The following is a 23,733-nucleotide window of genomic DNA, read 5'->3' on the forward strand; positions in this document are numbered from 1 at the left end:
TGAGGTTTGTTGAAACGGATTTTAGGGCTACAATTGGGATAAAACAAAAACAAGTTTGAGTCGCGAGAGAAGTATGCAGCTATTTTTGATGAGACATGGTGACGCCGGATTTAATGCTCAGTCTGATAGAGACAGAACACTGACCGATGTTGGAAGGCACCATACTGTGTTGATGAGCAACTGGCTAGCTCGCAGTGTGGCTGATTTCGATCTTGTTTTAGTTAGTCCTTACTTACGAGCACAGCAAACGTGGCAGGAACTGAGTCAGCATTTTCCTGAGCCGCGTAAGTGGTTAGTCGCCGATGATCTTGTGCCTTCTGGCGATCCCGCCAATGTTGCCGCCTTGGTTGTGGCTTATGCTGAGTTATACAAAGCGGATAAAGTACTAGTGATTGCTCACATGCCGTTACTGGGCTACTTAGTCAGTGAGTTAGTGGCTGGCGTTGAGCCGCCATTATTCGCGACGTCAGGCATTACGCTCATTGATAAACATGCCGAGCAAGCCTCAATCGTGTGGCAGCACGCCCCGCATAGTATTAGCTAATCTAGGTTTATATCTCTTTTACAAAACAAACGGCCCACATTAAATGGGCCGTTTGTTTTCGCTAAATAGTAAGTGTTAAAGCCTAAGCCGATAGCTAGCTAACGTCTATGCGGCTGCTCGCCAATATCAATCAGCACTAATAACGCCGCATCGCCCCCCCATTCTTTAGGCGCCTGATGGAAAGCTTTCACCATAGGATGCTGCACTAACCACATGGGAACTTGTTGTTTCAATATGCCACTGCCATAACCATGCATAATGCAGCAGCACAGGCTCTGTTGTTTGACGCAGGCTTGGATCAGTGCCGCTAACTCAAGTTTGGCTTCCGATTGGCGATAGCCGTGTAAATCCAGCAGTAAATCTGGCTGGTAATCTCCACGTCTGAGGCGTTTGAGTTCTAAACTGTCAACACCTTCTTCTAACCAACGCATCGGCCCTTGTACAGGCAGTAGTGGCTGATAAGTATCTGAGAAATAACTGTTAGCATGCAGTTGCTGCTCTTTCAGTTCTATTTCCTGTTTGGTTTTTAAGGGCATGCGAAAGTGTCGCTTATTTTGGGTGATGGGTTTAATTCCATCAATAAGCTTTGAGAACATCGCCAAGCCTTCTTTGTCGTCGTCTTTATTCATGGCGGGTATTCTATTGAATCCTATGGTTTCTGAATAGAGTTCAGTTACAATGTTTGCGAACAAACTAGCGGGAGCACGTTTTGGATAAGATCTTTGTAGATGAAGCTGTGACAGAATTACGTACTATTGGCGATATGTTACGTTGGGCCGTGAGCCGTTTTAACGATGCCAATGTGTATTATGGTCATGGTACTGATAATGCGTGGGATGAAGCCATCGCCTTAGTTTTCCATGCCTTACACTTACCCGAAGAAATCGGTCAGCAAGTGATTCTAAGCAACTTGACCAGCAGTGAAAAGCATAAAATTGTCGAGTTGATCATTCGTCGGGTGAGAGAACGCTTACCTGTGCCTTACTTGACCAACAAAGCGCGTTTTGCTGGGCTTGAATTTTACGTCGATGAGCGCGTGTTAGTGCCACGTTCACCGATTGCCGAAATGATCGCTAACCGTTTTAGCCCTTGGTTATATAACAAGCCAGTCACACGTATTTTAGATTTATGTACTGGCAGCGCTTGTATCGCGATTGCCTGTGCCTATGAATTTGAAGACGCCGAAGTCGATGCGCTGGATATCAGCGAGGATGCCTTAGATGTAGCGCAAATCAATATCGAAACCTTAGGTGTGATGGACAGAGTATTCCCGATGCAATCGGATCTGTTCTCGGCCATCCCAGAAGGGCCTCAGTATGATTTGATTGTCTCAAACCCACCTTATGTGGATGCCGAAGACATTGGCGACATGCCTGATGAATATCATCATGAGCCTGCCATTGGTTTAGCCTCAGGTCGCGACGGGTTAGATTTAACCAAGCGTATACTCGCCAATGCAGCGCAATACCTCACGCCAACGGGTTTACTCGTTGTCGAAGTCGGTAATTCTATGGTGCATTTGATTGAGCAGTTTCCAGAAGTGCCATTCACTTGGATTAACTTTGAAAATGGTGGCGATGGCGTATTCGTACTGACCCGCGATCAACTGGTTGAAAATCAGTCGGTATTTGGTATTTATCGCGACGCACAATAGCCTAAGATAACAAATTAGGTTGAGACTTTTCCCGCTGCCAGTTAGGCTTGCAGCGGGAAAATAAATTGTCCAGTACTCGCTGGGCGCGGAGCGATGAACAAATAACCTAAGGTGTACAAAGCGGATGTCTGGAAACAGTATTGGTCAAAATTTTGTAGTGACGACGTTTGGTGAGAGTCACGGTGTTGCTCTGGGTTGCATTATTGATGGTTGCCCACCAGGGCTTGAATTAACCGAAGCCGATATGCAGCACGATCTTGACCGCCGTCGTCCTGGGACATCCCGATATACCACGGCACGCCGTGAGCCCGATGAAGTGCGGATTTTATCCGGCGTCTTCGAAGGTAAAACCACGGGCACCTCGATTGGACTCTTGATTGAAAATACCGATCAACGCAGTCAAGATTACTCTAATATCAAAGATTTATTTCGCCCTGGGCACGCCGATTATACCTACCAGCAAAAGTACGGTATGCGTGACTACCGCGGTGGTGGCCGCTCTTCAGCCCGTGAAACTGCGATGCGGGTTGCGGCGGGTGCTGTGGCTAAAAAGTATTTAAAGCAAGTTCACGGTATCGAGATCTACGGCTATATGTCGCAGCTGGGTCCTATTTGTGCGCAGACCATTGATCTTGACCAAATCGAGCAAAATGCCTTTTTCTTCCCCGATGCTAGCAAGCTGGAAGCGCTCGATGAATACATGCGTGAGCTGAAAAAATCCGGTGACTCGATTGGCGCGAAAATCTCCGTTATCGCGACAGGTGTGCCAGTGGGTTTAGGTGAGCCAGTATTTGATAGACTCGATGCCGATATCGCCCACGCGCTGATGGGTATTAATGCCGTCAAAGGTGTTGAGATTGGTGATGGTTTTGGTGTCGTGACGCAAAAGGGCTCCGAAGGGCGTGACTTAATGTCGCCGCAAGGCTTTGAATCTAATCATGCGGGCGGTGTGCTCGGTGGGATTTCATCGGGTCAGCCGATTATTGCCCATATTGCGTTAAAACCCACCTCCAGCATCAGCGTGCCAGGTCAAAGTATGACGGCGCAGGGTGAAATGGCTGAAGTGGTCACTAAAGGTCGTCACGATCCTTGTGTTGGGATCCGCGCGGTACCGATTGCCGAAGCTATGCTTGCCATTGTGTTGATGGATCACTTATTAAGACACAGAGCGCAAAATCAGGATGTGCGTAGTCACACGCCCGTGCTTGGTATGCGATAGGCGAATGAGATAGGGGTATGAGATAGGCGCATGAAATAGCTGGTATGCGATAACGATACAATGAGTGGCATGAGATAAATGGAATGCGTTAATGTCAACTTCTTCTAGCACAAGCCGGCAATTGCGCTGGCTTTGTGCCTGCTATTTTTTCTTCTTTTCTATTCTCGGCACTATGATCCCTTATCTTGGGGTCTTCTTCGAAAATCGCGGTTTTAATCCTCAAGAAATTGGCTTTTTACTCGCCATCCTGATGGCGACGCGCATCGTTGCGCCGAATGTGTGGGCTAAAGTGGCTGACCGAACAGGGATGCGCGCCGAGCTGATCAAAATGGGCGCGGGAGCCGCCGCGCTGGCGTATTTGAGTTTCTTCTACCATGGTGGTTTTGTGTATATGGCGCTGAGTTTGGCCCTCTATACTTTCTTTTGGAATGCGATCCTCGCCCAGCTTGAAGTGATCACCTTAGAAACCTTAGGCGAGAATGCCAGCCGCTACGGTCAAATTCGCAGTTGGGGCAGTGTCGGTTATATCTGTCTTGTTGTCGGTGCGGGCTTTGCCATTGGTCAGTGGGGCACTGAGGTGTTGCCTTATATCGGTTTGTCATTATTTATCGGCATGTTAGCCTGTGCGTTGCCACTACCAGCAAATCGTTTAGTGCGCGACACCAGCCAAGTGCGGCCGCCATTGCAATGGAATCGGGCGATTATTTGGTTCTTAGTCTCGGCGATGTTGCTGCAAATGAGCGCGGGACCTTTCTACGGCTTCTTCGTTTTATATTTAAAGCAAGCGGGTTACTCCGAATCCTCGGCGGGCATATTTGTCGCCCTTGGCGCTATGGCCGAAATCGTGATGTTTATGTTCGCGCCGCGTTTACTGGGTCGCTATGGTGTGAATACCTTATTGATTGTCAGTATCGGCATGACTTGCCTACGTTGGTTATTGGTTGCCTTCGGGGTAGATAGTGTGTTGTGGCTTGGTTTTAGCCAATTATTACATGCCTTTACCTTTGGTTTAACCCACGCCGCATCGATTCAATTTGTGCATAAACATTTCGATGCGAGTCACAGAAGCCAAGGTCAAGCCCTATACGCCAGTTTAAGTTTTGGGGTTGGCGGCGCGCTCGGTACTTGGATTTGTGGCTTTATTTGGGGCGATGGTAGCGGGGCTGTTTGGTCTTGGGTATTTGCCGCAGTATGCGCCTTTGCCGCTATGCTGGCGGTATTCTTTATCCCTAAGGATAAACCGAGTGTTGCAGCCCATACGGCCTAGTCATATCCATTAAGATAAAAATATAAAAAAAATCAAAGTATTGCGTTAAGTGAGGTAAAGGTGATTCGGTTTCGTTTAGGGTTAGTTATCAATCCATTAGCTGGCTTAGGTGGCAGTGTTGGCCTTAAGGGCAGCGATGGCGTTGCGCAAGAAGCGCTCGCCTTAGGCGCTGAACCCAAAGCCGCCTTGCGTATGATGCAGGCCCTCGATGTTATCCGTGATTATAGTGATGGCATTGAAGTCATTACCGCTTCAGACATCATGGGTGAAGACGCCGCTAAAACACTCGGTTTTACCACGCGAGTGGTGTATCAAACTCCGGATAAAACTCAGGCGCTGGATACGCAGGCCGTTGTGCGTGCGCTGCTGGATGAACCGCTGGATTTACTGCTTTTTGCTGGTGGTGATGGTACGGCCCGCGATGTTTACTCTGTATTTGAACAAGCCACTATCGACGACAAACTCCCTGTGCTCGGCGTGCCTGCTGGGGTGAAAATTCATTCCGGCGTTTACGGTATTACGCCCCATGCGTCTGGCATGGTGGTCAAGATGTTACTCGATGGCGAACTTGTCAGTTTGATGTCCGCCGATGTGATGGATATTGACGAAGTGGCTTTTCGCCAAGGCACAGTGCGCGCTAAACGCTTTGGTGAGCTCTTAGTGCCCGCCGAGCCGCGTTATGTGCAAGCGGTGAAGATGGGCGGCAAGGAAGTCGATGAACTCGTGCTGGCCGATATCGCCGCCGATGTGATCAATCAAATGGAAGATGAACTGTACATCATGGGCTCTGGCAGTACGGTTGCCTTTGTGATGGAAGAGTTAGGCCTCGATAATACCCTGCTCGGTGTTGATCTTATTCAAAATAAAAGTTTAGTCGGCAGTGACTTAACCGCGAACAAATTACTCGAACTGACCCAAGATAAGCCGACTAAGTTGGTGATCACTCTGATTGGCGGTCAAGGCCATATCTTAGGGCGCGGTAATCAACAATTGTCGCCCGAGCTCATTCGGCGCATCGGAAAAGACAATATTATTATCCTTGCCACAAAAACTAAGCTAAAAGCACTTGATGGACGACCACTAATTGTGGATAGTGGCGACCCTAAATTAGATAGCGAGCTTGGCGGCTATTACAAAGTGACGACGGGCTACCATGATTACGTCATGTATCAGGTGGCCAATCCAGATTTATTGGTCGCAGCAGATGTGTCGGCCAATCCAGTATTAATGGAGAGTTAGACCCATGTTAGAGCATTACGAAGACGCATTAGAACAGTGGATCGCCAGCGTTGTTAGCCATGGTGATGACGATGCTTTATTTGCCTGTGGCTATTTACAGGGCCATGTTGCCGTAGTGTTGTCCCAATTGGAAGCGCAGGGTGAAACGGATCTTGATGCGTTAATGCTAAAAATGACCGACTGTCTAGCACTCGCGCGCCAAGAATTAAACGATGCCGATTATGCCTTGGTTGAACAGGCATGGGCACAGCTGCAGGCAAAGATTATAGGCGAATTGGATGTTGCCTAGCTCCCAGCCGATGACTGACAACGAGCACGTGACTAATACCGAAGTAACGAGTGTAGAAATGCCGAGTGCTGAATTAGCCTGTGAGCAAACGCTCGATGCCAGCGCGGTATTTATCGGTTTAGTGAATCCTAAAACGCCCGTTAACGTCGGTGGCATTATGCGCGCATCGGGTTGCTATGGCGTCGATGGCGTCTTTTATACCGGCAGGCGCTACGAGTTAGCCGCGCGTTCGGGCGCAGTGCAATACCATGTTGATACTAAAGATGCTGGAGAGCGCATTCCGCTCACGGGCGTCACTTCATTGTTAGCCGCGATTCCGGCGGACACTCAGCTTATCTGTGTCGATTTGGTGGTTGGCGCAACGCCGCTGCCGGATTTTGTCCATCCCGCAAAAGCCTTTTATGTGTTTGGTCCTGAAGATGGAACCATAGGCCAAGAGATTATCGATAAAGCCGATGCCGTAGTGTATGTGCCTACGGTCGGGTGTATGAATCTTGCCGCATCGGTCAATGTGTTGCTATACGACAGATTGGCTAAATCCCACCGTGAGGCTGCAAGCCTGACATCGAGCCTAGCATCTGGTCTACCTTCGAACTTAAGCGGCGATGCACTCATCCGTCAGAGTCGTGATAACAACAATCGTACTCGGGTGAAAGTGGCCAGAGCGCCGCGAAAACCTCGACATGTTGAATCCAGTAGTGTCGGGTCTAGCAGCCTTGAACCTAGCAGCATTGATAACGCGATAGCCATCACAGCAGCTTAATTGGTTTAAAAATAACATTTTTAAAAAGGGATTAAGCCATGGCTTAATCCCTTTTTTATAGCGCTCAAAAACGTTATTTTTCTAGCGATTGATTGCCTAGAGCGCTTTGCCCTTGAGCAATTTTCGCAGCCACATACGATTAGGGTTGAGTTTACACAGAGTCGCTTTATCAAGTGGTATTGGCTCGCCGCAAAGCTGCGCCGCGAGACATTCGGCGGCCAATGGCCCAGAACTTAACCCCCGTGAGCCTAACCCGCCGAGAATATACAACCCTTCGTGCACCGGCGCTGGCGTGGTTTGCCAGTAGTGGCGACTTTCTTTCGTGAGTTGATGTTGCGCATAATCTTTAATAATTTTTGGCACATCGGGCGCGCAGCCCATCATAGGGAAATGATCCCGCGTGACCATACGCACGCCAACACGGGCATTGTTGCCACTCATGTCGATATCTTCAAGCCAAGGCTGATTGGGATAACTCTCGTGCATTTTGGCGAGGTTTTCTTGTTGCTCCTGCGGGCAAAAATCTAGATGCTTAGGTTCTTTAACGTAACTCGCGCCAAGGCAGTGGAGTCCTTCGTGACTCGGGGTTAAATAACCGTTGGCGCACAGCACAGTCGCGAGCTGACTCAATTGAAATTGAGCGGGTACATGGCTGACTTGGCCGCGAAAAGGGCTAATTTGTAATTTGTTGCTGGCATCAAATTGCGTGAGCGCTGCGCCATTGGCGAGCACAACTTGCGCAAAGGGGCCAAAGCGATGCTTAGCGGTGATTAAATACCAACCTTCACTTTGATGCTCAATTTCAAGGATCTCAGTCTCCAAATGGAGTTTGACCTCGGTAAGCTGCTGCGCTTTTTGTATTGCGGCTTCGGCATATTCGTAGGGACAAACCCAGCCAGCCAGCGGATAGAAAAAGCCTGATTTGTCAATATTAATGTTCGCAAGAGAATTAGCCTGCTGCGCATCGACTCGATAGGCAATTTCACTTGGCCAGTTCTGGCTTTGAATAATTTTATCGAGTCGTAATTGGCTGCGTTCATCGTGGGCGGTTTGCAATACCCCGCAAAAGTCATGGGAAATCGGCGTTTGATTTGGGGCGGGGGCAGATGTCAGCGCTTGTACTCGACGGCGGCTAAATAAAAATGCTTGCTGGAAGAAGCGGCTTAATTCATCATTTTCCGGTGTCAGCAGCGGATAAATCGCCCCTTGGCGATTGCCCGAGGCGCCTTGGCCAAGCTTGGCATCTTTACAAAAGAGCTGCGTACTTTGGCCGCGTTCCGCCAAAGACAGTGCCAAATGCGCCGAGGCTAACCCGCCGCCTATGATGGCAATCGAGCTGGGCCCGTCCGAGGGTAAGATTGCAGCCATAGGATTAAAGGCATAGGCTTTAGCATCTTGCTGGCGTAAGACGTGGCGCTCGTGTAACAAAATGGCATCAGGCTGATGGTTTGTCTGTATTGCAGCGCAGGTAAAATCCCTCTCCTCAAAGCCGCAGGCTTGGAAACGGCTCACAGGAGTTTCGCTTAATCCGCTTGATTCGTTTAATCCAATAGTTGCCACAGTGGCGCCATCGTCACTGAGTTTTGCCATCTGCCAATGGATCTGCTGATTTAACCCATTTTGTAGATGGGGCAATACCAGCCAGTGCTGAACGGGGTGAAGCGGAGAATGGATGAGTGAACAGAGCTGGGATTGAATATCACCAAAGTGCAGGTCGATTGTGATACGACCGTCATCAAAAATTAATCTCTGGCAACCTATAATAGCCGTCGGCTCTGTATGAAGTAAGCGTTGGGCAAGTGGCTCAAGTTCAGGCACTTTGGTTAAACAGGCGGATTGATCCCAAAGTAATTTAAGTTCGTACGCATTAATCGGATTGGGTTCGAATACGTTAAGGAGTAATCGTTGGTTAGGATTTGTCTGAGTGCGCCACCAAGATAAGAGTTCAAGCCCGTTGCCTAAACCTATTTGCCCTAATACTAAGAGTTTTTGCTGTGAATGAGCCTCAAATACCCGCTGCTGATAAATGCTCAACTTGCTGAGATAGTGTGCATCAGTGTGAGCTGTTGCGGGATAAAGGTTGATTAATTGCGGGTAATCGCGCTTAATTTGGCAAGGTTTATTGGGCTCTGCAGTCAAAGAAATTTACTCTCGGTCTCATAATTGGCATTATTTTACTCGCCTTTATGGAAAGCTGACCACTTAATTGAGTCAAAACAGATACTATTGGCTCAGCGAAAAGTAGGTACTGACATGTACACAATGGATAGCAATAAAATGAAAAGAGTCGTGATCACCGGAATGGGTGTTGTTTCAAGTATCGGTAATAACAAGCAAGAAGTGACCGAGTCACTGAAAGCGGGCCGCAGTGGTATTACGCATTCAGCTCAGTTTGAAGAGATGCAATTACGTAGCCATGTATGGGGTGACATCAAGTTAAACCCTGCTGAGCATATCGATCGTAAGGCATTGCGTTTTATGGGTGATGCGGCAGCTTATGCCTACATTGCTATGCAAGAAGCGGTTGCCGATGCCAATTTAACTGAAGAACAGTATTCAGATCCGCGCGTAGGTTTGATTGTGGGTACAGGCGGCGCATCATCGTCTAACCAAGTACAATCTGCCGATACATTGCGTGAAAAAGGCGTTAAACGCGTAGGTCCGTATATTGTGCCTCGCATCATGTCGAGCACGGCCAGCGCTTGTTTAGCCACGCCATTTAAAATTAAAGGCATGAATTATTCTATCAGTTCAGCCTGTGCTACCAGCGCCCATTGTATTGGTCATGCCGTTGAACTTATCCAAATGGGTAAGCAAGACATGGTGTTTGCCGGTGGTGCTGAAGAAGTGGATTGGACACTGACCATGGGCTTCGACGCTATGGGCGCACTGTCAACCAAGTACAATGCCACACCCGAAAAAGCCTCTCGTACCTATGATGCAGACCGTGATGGTTTTGTTATCTCTGGCGGCGGCGGTATTTTAGTGGTTGAAGAGTTAGAGCATGCTCTGGCTCGCGGCGCAAAAATTTACGCTGAAGTGATTGGTTATGGCGCGTCTTCAGACGGTTATGACATGGTGGCGCCATCGGGTGAAGGCGCTGTGCGTTGTATGCAAATGGCGATGATGGATGTCGATACCCCAATCGATTACATCAATACTCACGGCACTTCAACGCCAGTAGGCGACGTGCGTGAATTAGAAGCGCTACGTGAAGTTTTCAAAGACAAGTGCCCACCGATTGCATCGACTAAGTCTATGACAGGTCATGCATTAGGCGCCGCAGGCGTACATGAAGCGATTTACAGCTTAATCATGATGGAAAACAGCTTTATTGCCCCAAGCATCAATATCGAAAATCTGGACGAAGCGGCGAAAGATATGCCTATCGTGCGTGAGTATCGTGATGCTGAGCTGACTACAGTCATGAGTAACAGCTTTGGTTTTGGCGGTACAAACGCCACGCTAGTGATGCGCAAATTCAAATAAGTTTGTTTATCAAACACGATAGAAGGGAAGCTTAGGCTTCCCTTTTTTATGGGCGTTTTTTGTAAACCTGTTGCATCGACAAGGATTTATCCCATTAGTCTTGTTAGAATACCGAGCATCTTGATGCCTTCCATTCCCACTTTTTTAGATCAGGTGCCCATGAAGATTTTAGTCGATGAAAATATGCCCTATGTTGAACCGCTATTTGGCGATCTCGGGGAAATTATTCCTGTTAATGGCCGCACGTTAACCGCAGCGCAAGTGCGCGATGCCGATGTGTTATTAGTGCGCTCAGTCACCAAAGTGAATGCCGAGTTGCTCTCGGACAATCATCAACTGAAGTTTGTCGGCAGTGCCACTATAGGCACAGATCATGTGGATTTAGCCTACCTTGCCGAGCGTAATATCCCCTTCTCTAATGCGCCAGGTTGCAATGCGACTGCGGTTGGGGAATTTGCTTTTATCGCTATGCTGGAGCTAGCACAGCGGTTTGATTCGCCGCTTAAGGGCAAGGTCGTCGGCATAGTGGGCGCGGGCAATACCGGTACTGCAACAGCAAAATGTTTGCAAGCCTACGGTATTAGCGTGTTGCTTAATGATCCCATCAAAGAGAAACAGGGCGATCCGCGCAGTTTTGTGAGCTTAGAAACCATCATGGCGCAGGCCGATATCATCAGTTTACATGTGCCAATCACGCGAACGGGCGAGCATAAAACCAAACATTTATTCGATGAGGCGCGCTTAAAGGCGCTCAAACCCAATACTTGGTTAGTGAATTGCTGTCGTGGTGATGTGATAGATAACAAAGCACTTGTCAGAGTTAAACGCCAGCGTGATGATCTTAAATTAGTGCTCGATGTGTGGGAAGGCGAGCCAACACCGATGCCTGAACTCGTACCACTGGCTGAATTTGCCACCCCGCATATTGCAGGTTACAGCTTAGAAGGTAAGGCGCGCGGCACTTTTATGCTCTATCAAAAGCTGTGTCAGTTACTTAATATTACTGCCGATAAAATTCTGCTGGATCTCTTGCCAAGCTTTAACATTAAGGCGGTCGAACTTGCGACTGCGCCGAATGAAAAAGCGTTATTACAGCTCGCGCGTTTTGTCTATGATTTGCGCGATGATGACAAGATGTTCAGAAATACATTCTTAAATGAGAATGGCTTCGACACTATGAGAAAAAATCACCAACATAGACGCGAATTTAGTGCATTGGCGCTGGCTTATGACGGTCAATCTGAGGTAGATTGGTTGTCCAATTTAGGTTTTTCAGGAGTCGGTCAGTAGCTATGTCACAGGAATTTAATGTTGTCGTTTTAGGTGCATCGGGCGCAGTGGGTCAAACTATGATAGAGATCCTCGAAGAGCGTAATTTCCCGGTTGCCAATTTGTACCCTTTAGCCAGTAGCCGCAGCGCCGGTGAAACGGTCAGCTTTCATGGCAAACAAATTACCATTCTCGACGTAGAAACCTTCGATTGGACCCAAGCTCAAATTGGTTTCTTCTCTGCAGGTGGTGATGTTTCCGCCAAATGGGCACCGATTGCCGCTGAAGCAGGCTGTGTTGTGATTGATAACACCTCTCACTTTAGATACGACATCGATATTCCTTTGGTTGTACCTGAAGTGAATCCGCATGCTATCGCTGATTTCCGCAATCGCAATATCATTGCTAACCCAAATTGCTCAACGATTCAAATGCTGGTGGCACTTAAGCCTATTTATGATGCCTATGGTATCAGCCGCATTAATGTGGCAACGTACCAGTCAGTATCGGGCACAGGTAAAAAAGCCATTGAAGAATTAGCGCATCAGTGCACTAAATTACTGCAAGGTTTACCTGCTGATGCTGAAGTCTATCCAAAACAAATTGCTTTTAACGTATTGCCACAAATCGATAAATTTATGGATAACGGCTATACCAAAGAAGAAATGAAAATGGTCTGGGAAACCCAGAAGATTTTCGGTGACGATGAGATTTTAGTGAATGCGACTGCCGTACGTGTCCCTGTATTTTATGGTCACTCAGAAGCCATTAATATCGAAACTCGTCAGCCTGTTGATGCCGAAGACGTTAAAGCTTTACTGCGTAATGCCGAAGGAGTGGTATTGTTTGAATCCGATGAGGATTATCCAACAGCAGTGACAGATGCCGCAGGAACCGATCCGGTTTATGTGGGTCGCATTCGTAAGGATATTTCTCATTCTCACGGGATTAACTTGTGGGTTGTGTCAGACAATATTCGTAAAGGCGCAGCCTTGAACAGTGTGCAAATTGCCGAGATCTTAGTGAGAGATTATTACTAAGCATTAGATTGCATTTGATGCCCATTGAAAAGCCTGCTGTCAGCAGGCTTTTTTTGTTTTACAATTGTGAACAGTAGCAGGGCGGGGATTTCTGGTTTATAGTAATCTCAATAAATACAATTGCCTAAAGCCTGTTATCAGTGAGATAACTTTATAGCGCTTCAAAGGGAAGGATTGATGAAATTTCGCACTTCGTATCTTGTGGGTCTAATGGCCACTGTTTTAGCTGTTTCTTCTACCGCTTATTTTATTGATCCCGCCGTTGCTGCAGATACACCAAGATTAAAACCCTTAAAAATCATGGGGCCAGACGGACAGATCCGTCAAGTTAACCATCAATATGGTCCAACGACATCGAAAGACACTTTTTGGAGCATAGCGCAAAAAGTCCGTCCTGATGCCAGTGTTAGCGTCTATCAGGTGATGGCCGCCTTATACGATGCTAATCCTCATGCGTTTAACTCTGCCAGTTATAACAGTTTAGAACGCGGTATGATCCTGCTCATTCCGTCTAAAGAAGTCATGCTGTCGATCCCCAATCGTATGGCGATAGCCAGAGCAGAGCAAAGTGATAGACAATCTAGGGCTCCGGCGAAAGCAACATCTAAACCGCCAGCTAAGGTGACGACAGCTAAAGCGCCAGTCACGGCTCCTGCGGTGATTGTTGAAACGAAAGTGACACCACCTAAAGCGGTTGCTGAAACACCTGTTCCAGAAAAGCCCAAGATGCTGAGTTCAGATGTGACGGCGCGGTTAGAAGCGGCAGAAAGCAAAAATCTGTCATTAACCGATGAATTAGCCCGCACGCAAGATCAACTCTCAGTGCGCACTTCAGATGTTGAAGCGCTAAAAGTTAAAGTTGAAGAATTAAATCAACGGATTGCGGTGCTGGAAGAAACACTTCAAGCCAGCAAACTACAAAACCAAGCCTTGAAAGCCGAAGTTGAAGCTGCGCAAGTGCCAGAGACGACAGCTGTTGAAGCTGAAGTAGAGGCAGAGGCACCTATTGAGCCCGATGACTTGTGGCGCAATATCCTTAACAGTCCTGTGTTATTGATTGCCGCGGCTGTGATCCCTGCCTTGTTCTTACTGCTTGCTGTGTTCTGGTTCCTGCGCCGTAAACGCAATAAAGAACGTCGTGAAATGCAGACACAAGAAGCGGTTATGGCCGCCGGTGCCGCTGGGATTGCGGGTACCGCCATCATGGATATGGATGATGACGATTTAGACGATATGGCGGTCCATTTAGATTCTGACCATGCGGACTCCATCGATAGTCTTCTTGATATGGGCAGTGTCGATTTACAACCTGAGCAAGATTTGACTGACTCCCACGATCAGATGGATATGGCTTCTGAAATGTTTGTCGATCCGGGGATCTCTGCCGAACCTGAGGTTGAAGACGAAGGGCAATCTCTTGATGACCTGTGGGCAGAAGCTATGGGCGATCAGGAAGAGGATATTGTTGAGGAGAAACCCAAATCTGGCAATATTCTTGAGGAAGCCGATCTTGATGCACTATTAGCTGGCCTAGGTTCTGACGACAGCACTTCTGAAGACAGCACCGAAGCCGAAGAGGATTTAAGTGAATTAGAGCGTAACTTTGCGAGCGATTTAGCTCAAGAAGATGACAGTAATGATATTACTTCTAAGCTGAATGATGTTGAAGTCGCAGACACTAAACCTGCCGATGAAGCCATCGCGGATGACGATGATCTTGATGCATTACTTGCCGAGTTTAGCGTTCCTGCTGAAGATATTGAGACTGCACAAGCGCCAGAAGTTGTTGCGTCTGATGATGAAGATCTCAGTGCTGCCATAGCCGCAGACCTCGGTGATGAGCTAGATGATGAACTTAGCGGAGAAGACGTTGATGATATCGATGCCTTATTGGCTGATTTCGATAAACCAACGCCAGCCGCTGAACCTGAAGTCGAACCTGATCTTGGCGCTGAAATTGCTGCTGAACTAGATGCGGAGCTTAATGAACTGGGCGTAGAAGACACCGATGACATCGATGCCCTGTTAGCCGATTTCGATAAACCTGTAGAACCTGAAGTTGAACCTGATCTCGGCGCTGAAATTGCCGCAGAGCTAGACGCTGAGCTTAATGAACTGGGCGTAGAAGATACCGACGACATTGATGCCCTGTTAGCCGATTTCGATAAACCAGCAGAACCCGAAGTTGAACCCGACCTCGGCGCTGAAATTGCCGCAGAGTTAGACGCTGAGCTTGATGAACTGGGTGTGGAAGATACCGATGATATTGATGCTCTGTTAGCGGATTTTGATAAACCGACACCAGCGGCTGAACCTGAAGTCGAGCCCGATATTCGTGCTGAAATTGCCGCTGAGTTAGACGATGAGCTTAATGAATTAGGCGTAGAAGAATCCGATGATATTGATTTACTACTAGCGAGTTTTGATGCTGAGCCTGAACTCAAAGTCGATACAGAAGATGATGATATCAGTGCAGAAATTGCCGCAGAATTAGAAGCTTCGTTACCGGAAGACATAAAAGGTGAAGCGTCAGGTGATGATGATTTAGATGCACTCTTAGCTGAGTTTGATGTGCCGGAGCAATTGGATGCCGATGAAGATGAATTCGACTTTGATATGGAAACGGCGCAACTCGATTCAGAAGACAATTCAGTTGACGAAGATAATTTACTTAAAGGCATAGGTGCGGCTCACTCTATCGACGGCACCGATGATACTTTTACATTAGTCGAGGAATTGAGTGACGATAACGACGCTGATGTATTAGCGACGGCCGCAGTCACTTTGGCCGCTGCTGCAGCCGCGGCCAGTGTTAAAGAAAAAGAATCTTCTTTCTTTAATGATTTAAAAGCCAATAAGAGCAAAGATCCCCATGTGCTCGATTGGGACTCAGAGCTAGATTTTGCGCCTAAGGCTAAGCCTGCGGCAACGCAAGCAGATGTAACGGCTAATGATGTTGAGCCTAACAAAGATGCCACAGCGCTCGATTATGCTTCTCAAGAGAAGCCCATTAAGGCTACGCGTAACGATATTGATTTTAATGAAGATTTTAAACTTGATATCAAAGAAGACGCGGATGATTTGGACCTTGAGCAAGGGCTCGACTTAAGTGACGATAATGTGCTCGCCGCTTTTACAGCCAATACAGATTATGACGATGAAGATGTGTTGACGTCGGAAGACAGTTTCTCTCTGGTCGATGATCATAATCTTACCGTCGATGAAGCCTTGGCTGCACTCGATGCCCAGGAGTCACGAAAAGCGCAGAAAAAGTTTGTTCCTGACCATGATTTAACCAGTTTTCAAAATGAAAACGGTTTTATCGACATCGACAAGTTGCTGAATGATGCCGATGAAGAGGGCGCAGATACCGATTTGTATTCGGAAGTTGACGTTGAGATGAGTGATGTCGGTGCCTTAATCGGTGATGCCGCGATGATCGATGTTGATGATGAAGAAAACTCAGTCAACGCTAAGCTGGATTTAGCGCGTGCTTATATCGAAATTGACGACAGCGACAGTGCGAAAGCCCTGCTCAAAGAAGTGCAAATTGACGGTAACGAGCGCCAGCAGGATGAAGCTGGACGTTTGCTCAAAGAGATTAGTTAATCCCGGTTGAGAGTGTTTCAATCTAACGGCGCCTTCAGCGCCGTTTTTTTTATGGGCTGCTGTGATAAAATGCGCCGCTAAATCAATTGTGAGGATAAGTGGATGCGGATTGCATTAGGTATTGAATATGACGGTAATGGTTATTTTGGCTGGCAACGTCAGGCCGAAGTCGATTCAGTACAAGGGCAATTAGAACGGGCGTTATCGATAGTGGCTAATGAGCCTATCGGCGTCTTCTGCGCTGGCCGTACCGATGCGGGCGTGCATGCCACAGGCCAAGTGGTCCATTTTGAAACCAATGCCATTCGTAATGAAGGCGCATGGACCTTAGGGGTTAATGCTAATTTGCCCGACAATATTGCCGTACGTTGGGTCAAAGAAGTCGACGACAGTTTCCATGCGCGCTTTTCGGCCACCGCCAGACGCTACCGCTATGTGATTTATAATCACACTTTTCGCCCTGGGATTTTACGCCATGGTGTAAGCCATTATCACGGCAATATCGATGCTGACAAAATGCACCAAGCGGCACAGGCACTCTTAGGTGAGCAGGATTTTACTAGCTTTCGCGCTGTTCAGTGTCAGTCGAAAACACCGTTTCGTAATGTGCATTGCGTTAATGTCACGCGCCAAGGTATGTATGTGATTGTTGATATCGCCGCGAATGCTTTCTTGCATCACATGGTGCGCAATATTGTCGGTTCATTGTTAGAAATCGGTCTAGGTAATCAGCCACTGACTTGGATGGGCGATTTGCTCGCGTTAAAAGACAGAAACCAAGCCGCAGCAACGGCTAAACCCCATGGACTCTATTTAGTTGATGTGACTTATCCAGAACAATATCAATTACCTAAGCTCGCCCTTGGGCCATTATTCATGTTGGATTGAAAAGATCTTATTTGAGAGATAATCGAATACGAGGATATACGGACATGCTTACAGTACCAGCGTCAAATGCAGCATTGGAACAGTGGTTGGATTATTTGCTATCTATACATCCAACCGAAATCGATATGGGGTTAACCCGTGTCTCTAAGGTCGCGCAAACCCTTGGTCTTTTGGATTTAGGTCCAACCAAGATAGTGACAGTGGCGGGGACGAACGGCAAAGGTACCACCTGCGCCATGCTCGAAAATATTCTGCGCTTATCGGGTTTGACGGTGGGCGTATACAGTTCGCCACACATGCTGAAGTACAACGAGCGAGTGCGTATCAATGGTAGCGATGTCAGTGATAGCGATTTTGTTACGGCATTTGAGCAAATTGAAGCCGCGCGCGGCGATATTTCTCTGACATTTTTTGAATACGCTACGCTTGCAGGCTTGATACTCTTTAAAGCCGCTAAGCTTGACGTGGTTATCTTAGAAGTCGGTTTAGGTGGACGCTTAGATGCCACCAATATTATCGATGCCGACATTAGCGTACTGACGTCGGTCGATTTAGACCATGAAAGTTATCTCGGTAATACCCGTGAGCTTGTGGGCCGTGAAAAGGCGGGCATTTTCCGCCGTGGTAAACCTGCCATTGTCGGTGAACCCAACTTGCCACACACTGTCAATGATGTCGCCAATGAGGTTGGCGCCATCTTGTATCGTGTCGGTAATGAATTCAGTTATCAAGCCCATGGCAATCTGTGGGATTTTCAAGGTCAAGTGCTCAAACTGCACGATTTAGCGTTACCAACTTTGCCATTACCTAATGCGGCGACTGTATTGGCAGTGATTGAACAGGGCTGGCCGGATATCACGCCTTCAATTATTGCTGAGGGTATTAGCACGGCTCGGTTAACGGGTCGATTAGAGCGGGTGAGTGAGCAACCGTTAGTGTTACTCGATGTTGCCCATAATCCCCATGCGGCGCGGTTTTTGGTACAACAGTTAGCGCCAATCGTTGTGGGTAAGCGCGTGTTCGCCCTTTGCGGCATGTTGAAGGATAAAGATATCGCAGGTGTGTTGCCTGTGATCAACCCTCTGATCGACACTTGGTATTTGGTCAGTCTGCACGGAGAGCGTGGCGCGAGTTCGGCCATGTTACGCAAAACATTAGCCACTGAGGCTGCTGCATTTGAGTTTGAGGACATATCTGAGGCTTGGTCTGCATTAAAAGCGCAAATTAACCCAGATGATGTGGTAATTGTGTTTGGCTCCTTTTACACTGTGGCAGGTTTTAAGTCTCAATTTATGCAGGAAGTCAGTTTTGTCTAGCCAGTTTCATAATCGTTTAGTCGGCACTGTGGTGCTGGTTGCGCTTGGGGTAATTTTTTTGCCGGATATTTTGGATGGCAAAAAAGATCGCCAAGAAGAGCAGTTTTCCGAAATTCCTTTGCGCCCGACCGTGATTGAGCAGCAAAAAGCCGACGATGATATGTTTGAAGTCTTGTCGGCCGAGGATGCTGCTGCGCTGAATGGGACTGAGGTCGCCCTAGCCGAAATGCCAGTTAATGCTGACAATGAAAAGTCTGCCGTTGCGCCAGTAATCGAAGTCGCAAAGCAAGATGTTAAGAAAGACGTTAAGCCTGATGTTAAAAAAGCAGAGCCTAAGCCTGAAACGAAACCTGAAGCTAAAAAAGAGCCGCCTAAAGCCACTGTAAAAACTGAGCCGGCTAAAAAAGCGGACGCTAAAGCGACTACTGTGGCTAAGGCTGAAAAGCCTAAAGCAGAAACGCCCAAAGCCAGTGCAGCCAAAGAGGATGCCGTTAAAGTGGTCAGCCGTGACAGCTTGAAAAGTGGCTTTACTTTGCAGCTTGGCAGTTTTAACAACGCAACGAATGTTAAAGCTTTGGTTGCACAGCTGCGTAAGAGTGGTTTTAAAGCGTACACTATTCCTGAAAACCCTAAAGATGGCGTATTAACTAAAGTGTTTGTCGGACCCGATGTGTCTGAGGCAAAGCTGAAGAAAGTACAAGTTGAGGTGGAAAAACTTACACGTCTCAAGGGCTGGATTGTTCCTTTTAATCCCTTAGAATCTTAATGGTGATACAACACTCGAGACTGAAAATGATTTATTTACCTCACTAGGGGTGAGAATCGTTTCAGTCTCTGGTAGAATCGCGCCGTCTTAAAGCCCATGTCGGAAAGCCATCTCAATGGTTTGGATTGATTACGCTATCATATTCGTCATCGGATTATCGACTCTCATCAGTCTGATCCGTGGATTTGCCAAAGAAGCCATGTCCTTAGTGGTATGGTTTGCGGCTTTCTTTGTTGCCAGCCAATTTTACCAAGATCTTGCCGTTCACTTAACACAAATGAACGATGAGATGCTGCGTAATGGCGTTTCTATTGCCATCCTCTTTATTACCACTTTGGTACTCGGTGCCTTAGTTAACTATATTCTCGGACAACTTGTTGTCAAAACCGGATTATCTGGCACTGACAGGCTTTTGGGCTTGTGCTTCGGTGCTATTCGAGGCGCGCTTATTGTGAGCGCCTTGTTGTTTTTCATGGATGCTTTCACAGGCTCTCCCAACTCCCAATGGTGGAAAGATTCTGTGCTAGTACCCGAATTTGGCGTTGTTATTCAATGGTTTTTTGACTATTTGGAAAATACCTCCAGCTTTGTACCCAAACTATAAGAAAGAAAATAAAATAATCCTAAGTGATAGAACATCTTACAATGAGGAAGCTTACCCATGTGTGGTATCGTCGGAATAGTTGGCCAATCATCGGTTAATCAGACCATTTATGATGCACTGACAGTGTTGCAGCACAGAGGTCAGGATGCGGCAGGTATTGTGACCATTGATCGTGGTGCTTTCAGACTACGTAAAGCCAATGGTTTGGTTAAAGACGTTTTTGAAGTCAAACATATGCAACGCCTACAAGGTAATGCTGGTATTGGCCATGTGCGTTATCCAACTGCGGGCAGTTCAAGCGCATCTGAAGCGCAGCCTTTCTATGTTAACTCGCCATTTGGGATCTCATTAGCCCATAACGGTAACTTAACCAACACAGTCGAATTAGCCGAAGGGCTGATCAAAAAACGTCGCCACGTGAACACCACTTCGGATTCTGAAGTCTTGTTAAACCTGTTGGCCGACGAACTGCAAAAAACCACGAGTTTGACCCTGACGTCGGAAGAAGTGTTCGATGCGGTCGCTAACGTACACCAACAAGCTCGTGGCGCCTACGCGGTTGTTGCCATGATTATTGGTCAAGGCTTAGTCGCGTTCCGTGACCCATTTGGTATTCGTCCTTTGGTATTAGGTAAGCACGAAACTGCCACTGGCACTGAGTACATGGTGGCTTCTGAAAGTGTGGCACTCGATGCAGTTGGCTTTGAAGTGATGCGTGATGTAGCACCGGGTGAAGCGATTTATGTTTCAATTGACGGTCAGCTGTATACCCGTCAATGTGCAGCCGAGCCTAGCTATGCACCTTGTATCTTCGAATTCGTCTATTTTGCCCGTCCAGATTCGACGATCGACAAAGTGTCTGTATATGCAAGTCGCGTCAACATGGGCGCTAAGCTTGGCGAGAAGATTAAGAAGGAATGGTACGATCACGATATCGACGTGGTTATTCCTATTCCTGAAACCTCTTGCGATATCGCGCTGGAAATTGCCCGTTGCATGGACTTACCGTACCGCCAAGGTTTTGTGAAAAACCGTTATATTGGCCGTACCTTCATCATGCCTGGTCAACAGGAGCGCAAGAAGTCAGTGCGTCGTAAGTTGAATGCCATTAACACTGAGTTCAAAGGCAAAAATGTCCTGTTGGTGGACGACTCTATCGTTCGCGGTACGACCTCAGAGCAAATCATCGAAATGGCCCGTGAAGCAGGTGCTAAGAAAGTGTACTTTGCCTCTGCCGCACCGGAAATTCGTTTCCCGAACGTGTACGGTATTGATATGCCAACATCGAATGAGCTTATTGCACACGGTCGTGATGCCGATGAAATCGCCAAGTTAATTGGTGCTGATGGCATTATTTTCCAAGACTTGCCAGATTTAATTGAAGCGGTAAGAATGGAGAATCCTGCGATTAAACGTTTCGAAACGTCCGTATTTGATGGTCACTACATCACGAACGACGTTGACCAAGCGTATTTAGATCACTTGACGCAACTGCGTAATGACGATGCCAAAGCCGATCGAAATAAAGATATCGGCACTAACTTAGAGCTGCATAACGTCTGTCACCCATAAGGATTGTGGGTAATTTAGTATCGTAAAGTTTGTGTCCTTTTTGTTCCAAACGATACAAAAAAGCCAGTGAGAAATCACTGGCTTTTTAATGGCTTATATTTGCTTAACGGATCATCGTGATAACGTCTACGTATTTATGCGTTGCGCTGTTTCAGTCATTACATTTTCTTCAGCGTGCTTACGTTCAACCCAGTAATCCGCATTTTTAATACCCAATTTTACCGGGTCAAAAAGTGGCTCTATGCCAAGTGCCTGCTGTGATTCATAATCTTTAAGGCAAGTGAATGCGGTTTTCCTCAATAGAATAATGGCAATAATATTGAGCCATGCCATAAGTCCTACACCAATGTCACCCATTCCCCAAGCCATATCAGCCGTTTTAACTGTGCCGTATACGGTTGAGCCAATGATCACTATTTTGAGAACGACCATGAACCAAGGATGATTTACTTTACGGTTAATATAGGCAATGTTGGTCTCGGCAATGTAGTAATAAGCCACTATGGTCGTAAAGGCGAAGAAGAACAGTGCGATAGCCACAAAGATATTGCCAAATCCTGGCATCATACTTTCCATTGCCGTTTGTACGTAGCCTGGTCCTGCAGCGACTCCGGCAATGCCGGTATAGAGCGCCGCACCGTCTGGGCCCTGAACATTATACAGTCCTGTAATGAGCAGCATGAAACCTGTTGCAGAGCAAACGAATAAGGTGTCGATATACACAGAAAAAGCTTGAACTAACCCTTGTTTGGCTGGATGGCTTACCGCCGCTGCAGATGAGGCATGTGGCGCTGTACCTTGACCCGCTTCGTTGGAGTAAATACCTCGCTTTACCCCCCACATGATGGCTAAGCCTAAAATGGCACCAAAACCCGCATCAAAGCCAAAGGCACTTTTGATAATTAACCATAAAATACCCGGTAGCTGGCCAATATTTAGCGCTATGATGACACAAGCCACTATGATGTAACCCAGTGCCATAAAGGGGACGACGGCACTGGCAAAGTGAGCGATACGTTTTACACCGCCAAAAATGATAAAACCAAGAAGCATAGCCAGTATGGCTGCAGTCACATTAGGATCTATGTTGAAAGCGGTTTTTAAACTTGAACCAATCGAGTTAGCTTGTACGCCCGGCAGCAGGATCCCGCAAGCAAATATGGTCGCAATTGCAAATACCCATGCATACCATTTCATGCCTAAGCCTTTTTCAATATAAAAAGCAGGCCCACCACGATACTCGCCATTGATTTTTTCTTTATAGACTTGACCTAAGGTAGATTCAACGAAGGCGGAGCTGGCACCGAGAAAGGCAACCATCCACATCCAAAATAAAGCGCCAGGACCACCAAAGGTGATTGCTGTGGCAACCCCTGCAATGTTACCTGTACCGACTCGGCCCGCTAATGTCATCGCGAGTGCTTGAAAAGACGACACTCCCGCATCAGTACTCTTACCATCAAACATCAGGCGGATCATTTCTGGCAGATGACGCAGCTGTAAAAATCGAGTGCGAAGGGAGAAATAGAGCCCGACACCTAGGCAAAGAAAAATAAGTGCAGGGCTCCAAATTACACTATTGATCGCGTTGACAATCTCATTCATAGACTCCGATTCCTTTATTGTGTTGTTTTAGCAGAGTTTTTAGGTTTACGGTTATTCAACAGATGTTGAGTTAGGACATTCACTTTTGATTAAGACATTTTTTGTAAATATCCAAGATACTCAACATAACTATTTTTTAGGGAGCTTCATAGCTAAAGTGTTAAATATTTGAAATCAATGTGTTTTGAAATTGAGTTTTAACATGGGTAAATAGAGCGGAGGGGCGAGTTAACTCGAAATACGGTAGTGATTTATTATGAATGTCAGTTATCCCATTACCCAAAGTAGCATCCACACGCCGAATAAGCTGCTTAAGCTATGGCGCGTTATTTGATGGCTGAGTAATAGAGATAAACTCACAGCAATAGGAATGACGAGAATGAATCCCCATGCTAACGGCATATCGATGATTTTCATTTGTCCCAGCCAGGTACTGGTGAGCATGCTTATTGCGAGTAACATTAAGCTATGGAATATCAATAACTGATTGAATCTTAATATTAATGCTGGAGTTATTGTCATAGCCTGTCGCGCATTTATTGCAAACTGTTTCATAGTCACTCCTTAGTCATTTAGTGTATCTTATGCCTTGTTGAGAAT

General features: G+C 47.0%; 20 protein-coding genes. 16 read left to right on the plus strand and 4 right to left on the minus strand.

What is annotated here, in order from left to right; translation table 11 throughout:
* Positions 1–73: 73 nt before the first annotated feature.
* Entirely contained in the window at positions 74–544 is a 471-nt protein-coding gene (gene sixA, locus KO537_RS09000; RefSeq protein WP_028761045.1) for a phosphohistidine phosphatase SixA, read from the plus strand.
* Between the two features lie 98 nt (positions 545–642).
* On the opposite strand, the gene smrB is transcribed toward sixA, so the two are convergent.
* The gene (gene smrB / locus KO537_RS09005) at positions 643–1,173 is read right to left on the minus strand and encodes an endonuclease SmrB (RefSeq protein ID WP_028761044.1); all 531 of its coding nucleotides are present in this window, start codon (positions 1,171–1,173) and stop codon (positions 643–645) included.
* Between the two features lie 80 nt (positions 1,174–1,253).
* Between smrB and prmB the strand changes: the two genes are divergently transcribed.
* From prmB to KO537_RS09035, 6 genes are all read left to right on the plus strand, one after another.
* The gene (gene prmB / locus KO537_RS09010) at positions 1,254–2,198 is read left to right on the plus strand and encodes a 50S ribosomal protein L3 N(5)-glutamine methyltransferase (RefSeq protein ID WP_011788895.1); all 945 of its coding nucleotides are present in this window, start codon (positions 1,254–1,256) and stop codon (positions 2,196–2,198) included.
* 124 nt (positions 2,199–2,322) lie between these two features.
* On the plus strand, positions 2,323–3,417 hold the full coding sequence (gene aroC, locus KO537_RS09015) for a chorismate synthase (protein WP_028761043.1): 1,095 nt from the start codon (positions 2,323–2,325) through the stop codon (positions 3,415–3,417).
* A gap of 91 nt (positions 3,418–3,508) precedes the next feature.
* On the plus strand, positions 3,509–4,684 hold the full coding sequence (locus tag KO537_RS09020) for an MFS transporter (RefSeq protein ID WP_219234289.1): 1,176 nt from the start codon (positions 3,509–3,511) through the stop codon (positions 4,682–4,684).
* Between the two features lie 60 nt (positions 4,685–4,744).
* Positions 4,745–5,923: an ATP-NAD kinase family protein gene (locus KO537_RS09025; RefSeq protein ID WP_219234290.1), complete on the plus strand. Its 1,179-nt coding sequence runs from the start codon at positions 4,745–4,747 to the stop codon at positions 5,921–5,923.
* 4 nt (positions 5,924–5,927) lie between these two features.
* Positions 5,928–6,212, plus strand: a complete 285-nt coding sequence (locus KO537_RS09030; protein ID WP_011788898.1) for a YfcL family protein — start codon at positions 5,928–5,930, stop codon at positions 6,210–6,212.
* Positions 6,202–6,975, plus strand: a complete 774-nt coding sequence (locus KO537_RS09035) for an RNA methyltransferase (protein ID WP_219234291.1) — start codon at positions 6,202–6,204, stop codon at positions 6,973–6,975. The genes KO537_RS09030 and KO537_RS09035 overlap by 11 nt, the downstream gene beginning before the upstream one ends.
* A gap of 96 nt (positions 6,976–7,071) precedes the next feature.
* On the opposite strand, the gene mnmC is transcribed toward KO537_RS09035, so the two are convergent.
* Entirely contained in the window at positions 7,072–9,114 is a 2,043-nt protein-coding gene (mnmC, locus tag KO537_RS09040; protein ID WP_219234292.1) for an FAD-dependent 5-carboxymethylaminomethyl-2-thiouridine(34) oxidoreductase MnmC, read from the minus strand.
* 138 nt (positions 9,115–9,252) lie between these two features.
* On the opposite strand from mnmC, the gene fabB reads away from it, so the two are divergent.
* The 9 genes from fabB to purF all read left to right on the plus strand — a co-directional run bounded on the left by fabB (position 9,253) and on the right by purF (position 21,528).
* A complete protein-coding gene (fabB, locus tag KO537_RS09045) occupies positions 9,253–10,464 on the plus strand; it encodes a beta-ketoacyl-ACP synthase I (RefSeq protein ID WP_168824238.1) in 1,212 nt (403 codons plus the stop codon).
* Between the two features lie 159 nt (positions 10,465–10,623).
* Positions 10,624–11,754 carry a 4-phosphoerythronate dehydrogenase gene (locus KO537_RS09050; RefSeq protein WP_173244050.1) on the plus strand — a complete coding sequence of 377 codons (1,131 nt, stop codon included), beginning with the start codon at positions 10,624–10,626 and terminating at the stop codon, positions 11,752–11,754.
* 2 nt (positions 11,755–11,756) lie between these two features.
* Positions 11,757–12,773, plus strand: a complete 1,017-nt coding sequence (locus KO537_RS09055) for an aspartate-semialdehyde dehydrogenase (protein WP_028761035.1) — start codon at positions 11,757–11,759, stop codon at positions 12,771–12,773.
* A 177-nt stretch (positions 12,774–12,950) separates the two neighbouring features.
* Positions 12,951–16,382, plus strand: coding sequence for a FimV/HubP family polar landmark protein (locus KO537_RS09060; protein WP_219234293.1), 3,432 nt, complete (start codon positions 12,951–12,953; stop codon positions 16,380–16,382).
* 102 nt (positions 16,383–16,484) lie between these two features.
* Positions 16,485–17,270 carry a tRNA pseudouridine(38-40) synthase TruA gene (gene truA, locus KO537_RS09065; RefSeq protein ID WP_028761033.1) on the plus strand — a complete coding sequence of 262 codons (786 nt, stop codon included), beginning with the start codon at positions 16,485–16,487 and terminating at the stop codon, positions 17,268–17,270.
* 44 nt (positions 17,271–17,314) lie between these two features.
* A complete protein-coding gene (folC, locus tag KO537_RS09070) occupies positions 17,315–18,586 on the plus strand; it encodes a bifunctional tetrahydrofolate synthase/dihydrofolate synthase (RefSeq protein ID WP_173244056.1) in 1,272 nt (423 codons plus the stop codon).
* Positions 18,579–19,352 (plus strand): SPOR domain-containing protein, encoded by a 774-nt coding sequence (locus KO537_RS09075; RefSeq protein WP_219234294.1) that lies wholly within the window; start codon positions 18,579–18,581, stop codon positions 19,350–19,352. The genes folC and KO537_RS09075 overlap by 8 nt, the downstream gene beginning before the upstream one ends.
* Before the next feature lie 115 nt (positions 19,353–19,467).
* On the plus strand, positions 19,468–19,956 hold the full coding sequence (locus KO537_RS09080) for a CvpA family protein (RefSeq protein WP_028761030.1): 489 nt from the start codon (positions 19,468–19,470) through the stop codon (positions 19,954–19,956).
* 57 nt (positions 19,957–20,013) lie between these two features.
* The gene (gene purF / locus KO537_RS09085) at positions 20,014–21,528 is read left to right on the plus strand and encodes an amidophosphoribosyltransferase (protein ID WP_028761029.1); all 1,515 of its coding nucleotides are present in this window, start codon (positions 20,014–20,016) and stop codon (positions 21,526–21,528) included.
* Positions 21,529–21,654: 126 nt separating this feature from the next.
* On the opposite strand, the gene KO537_RS09090 is transcribed toward purF, so the two are convergent.
* Both KO537_RS09090 and KO537_RS09095 read right to left on the minus strand, forming a co-directional pair.
* A complete protein-coding gene (locus KO537_RS09090) occupies positions 21,655–23,133 on the minus strand; it encodes an alanine/glycine:cation symporter family protein (protein ID WP_212600669.1) in 1,479 nt (492 codons plus the stop codon).
* Positions 23,134–23,400: 267 nt separating this feature from the next.
* Positions 23,401–23,688, minus strand: a complete 288-nt coding sequence (locus KO537_RS09095; protein ID WP_219234295.1) for a hypothetical protein — start codon at positions 23,686–23,688, stop codon at positions 23,401–23,403.
* Positions 23,689–23,733: the final 45 nt, after the last annotated feature.

The sequence above is a fragment of the Shewanella sp. NKUCC01_JLK genome (genome assembly GCF_019345615.1).
In the GTDB taxonomy this organism is placed as follows: domain Bacteria; phylum Pseudomonadota; class Gammaproteobacteria; order Enterobacterales; family Shewanellaceae; genus Shewanella; species Shewanella oncorhynchi.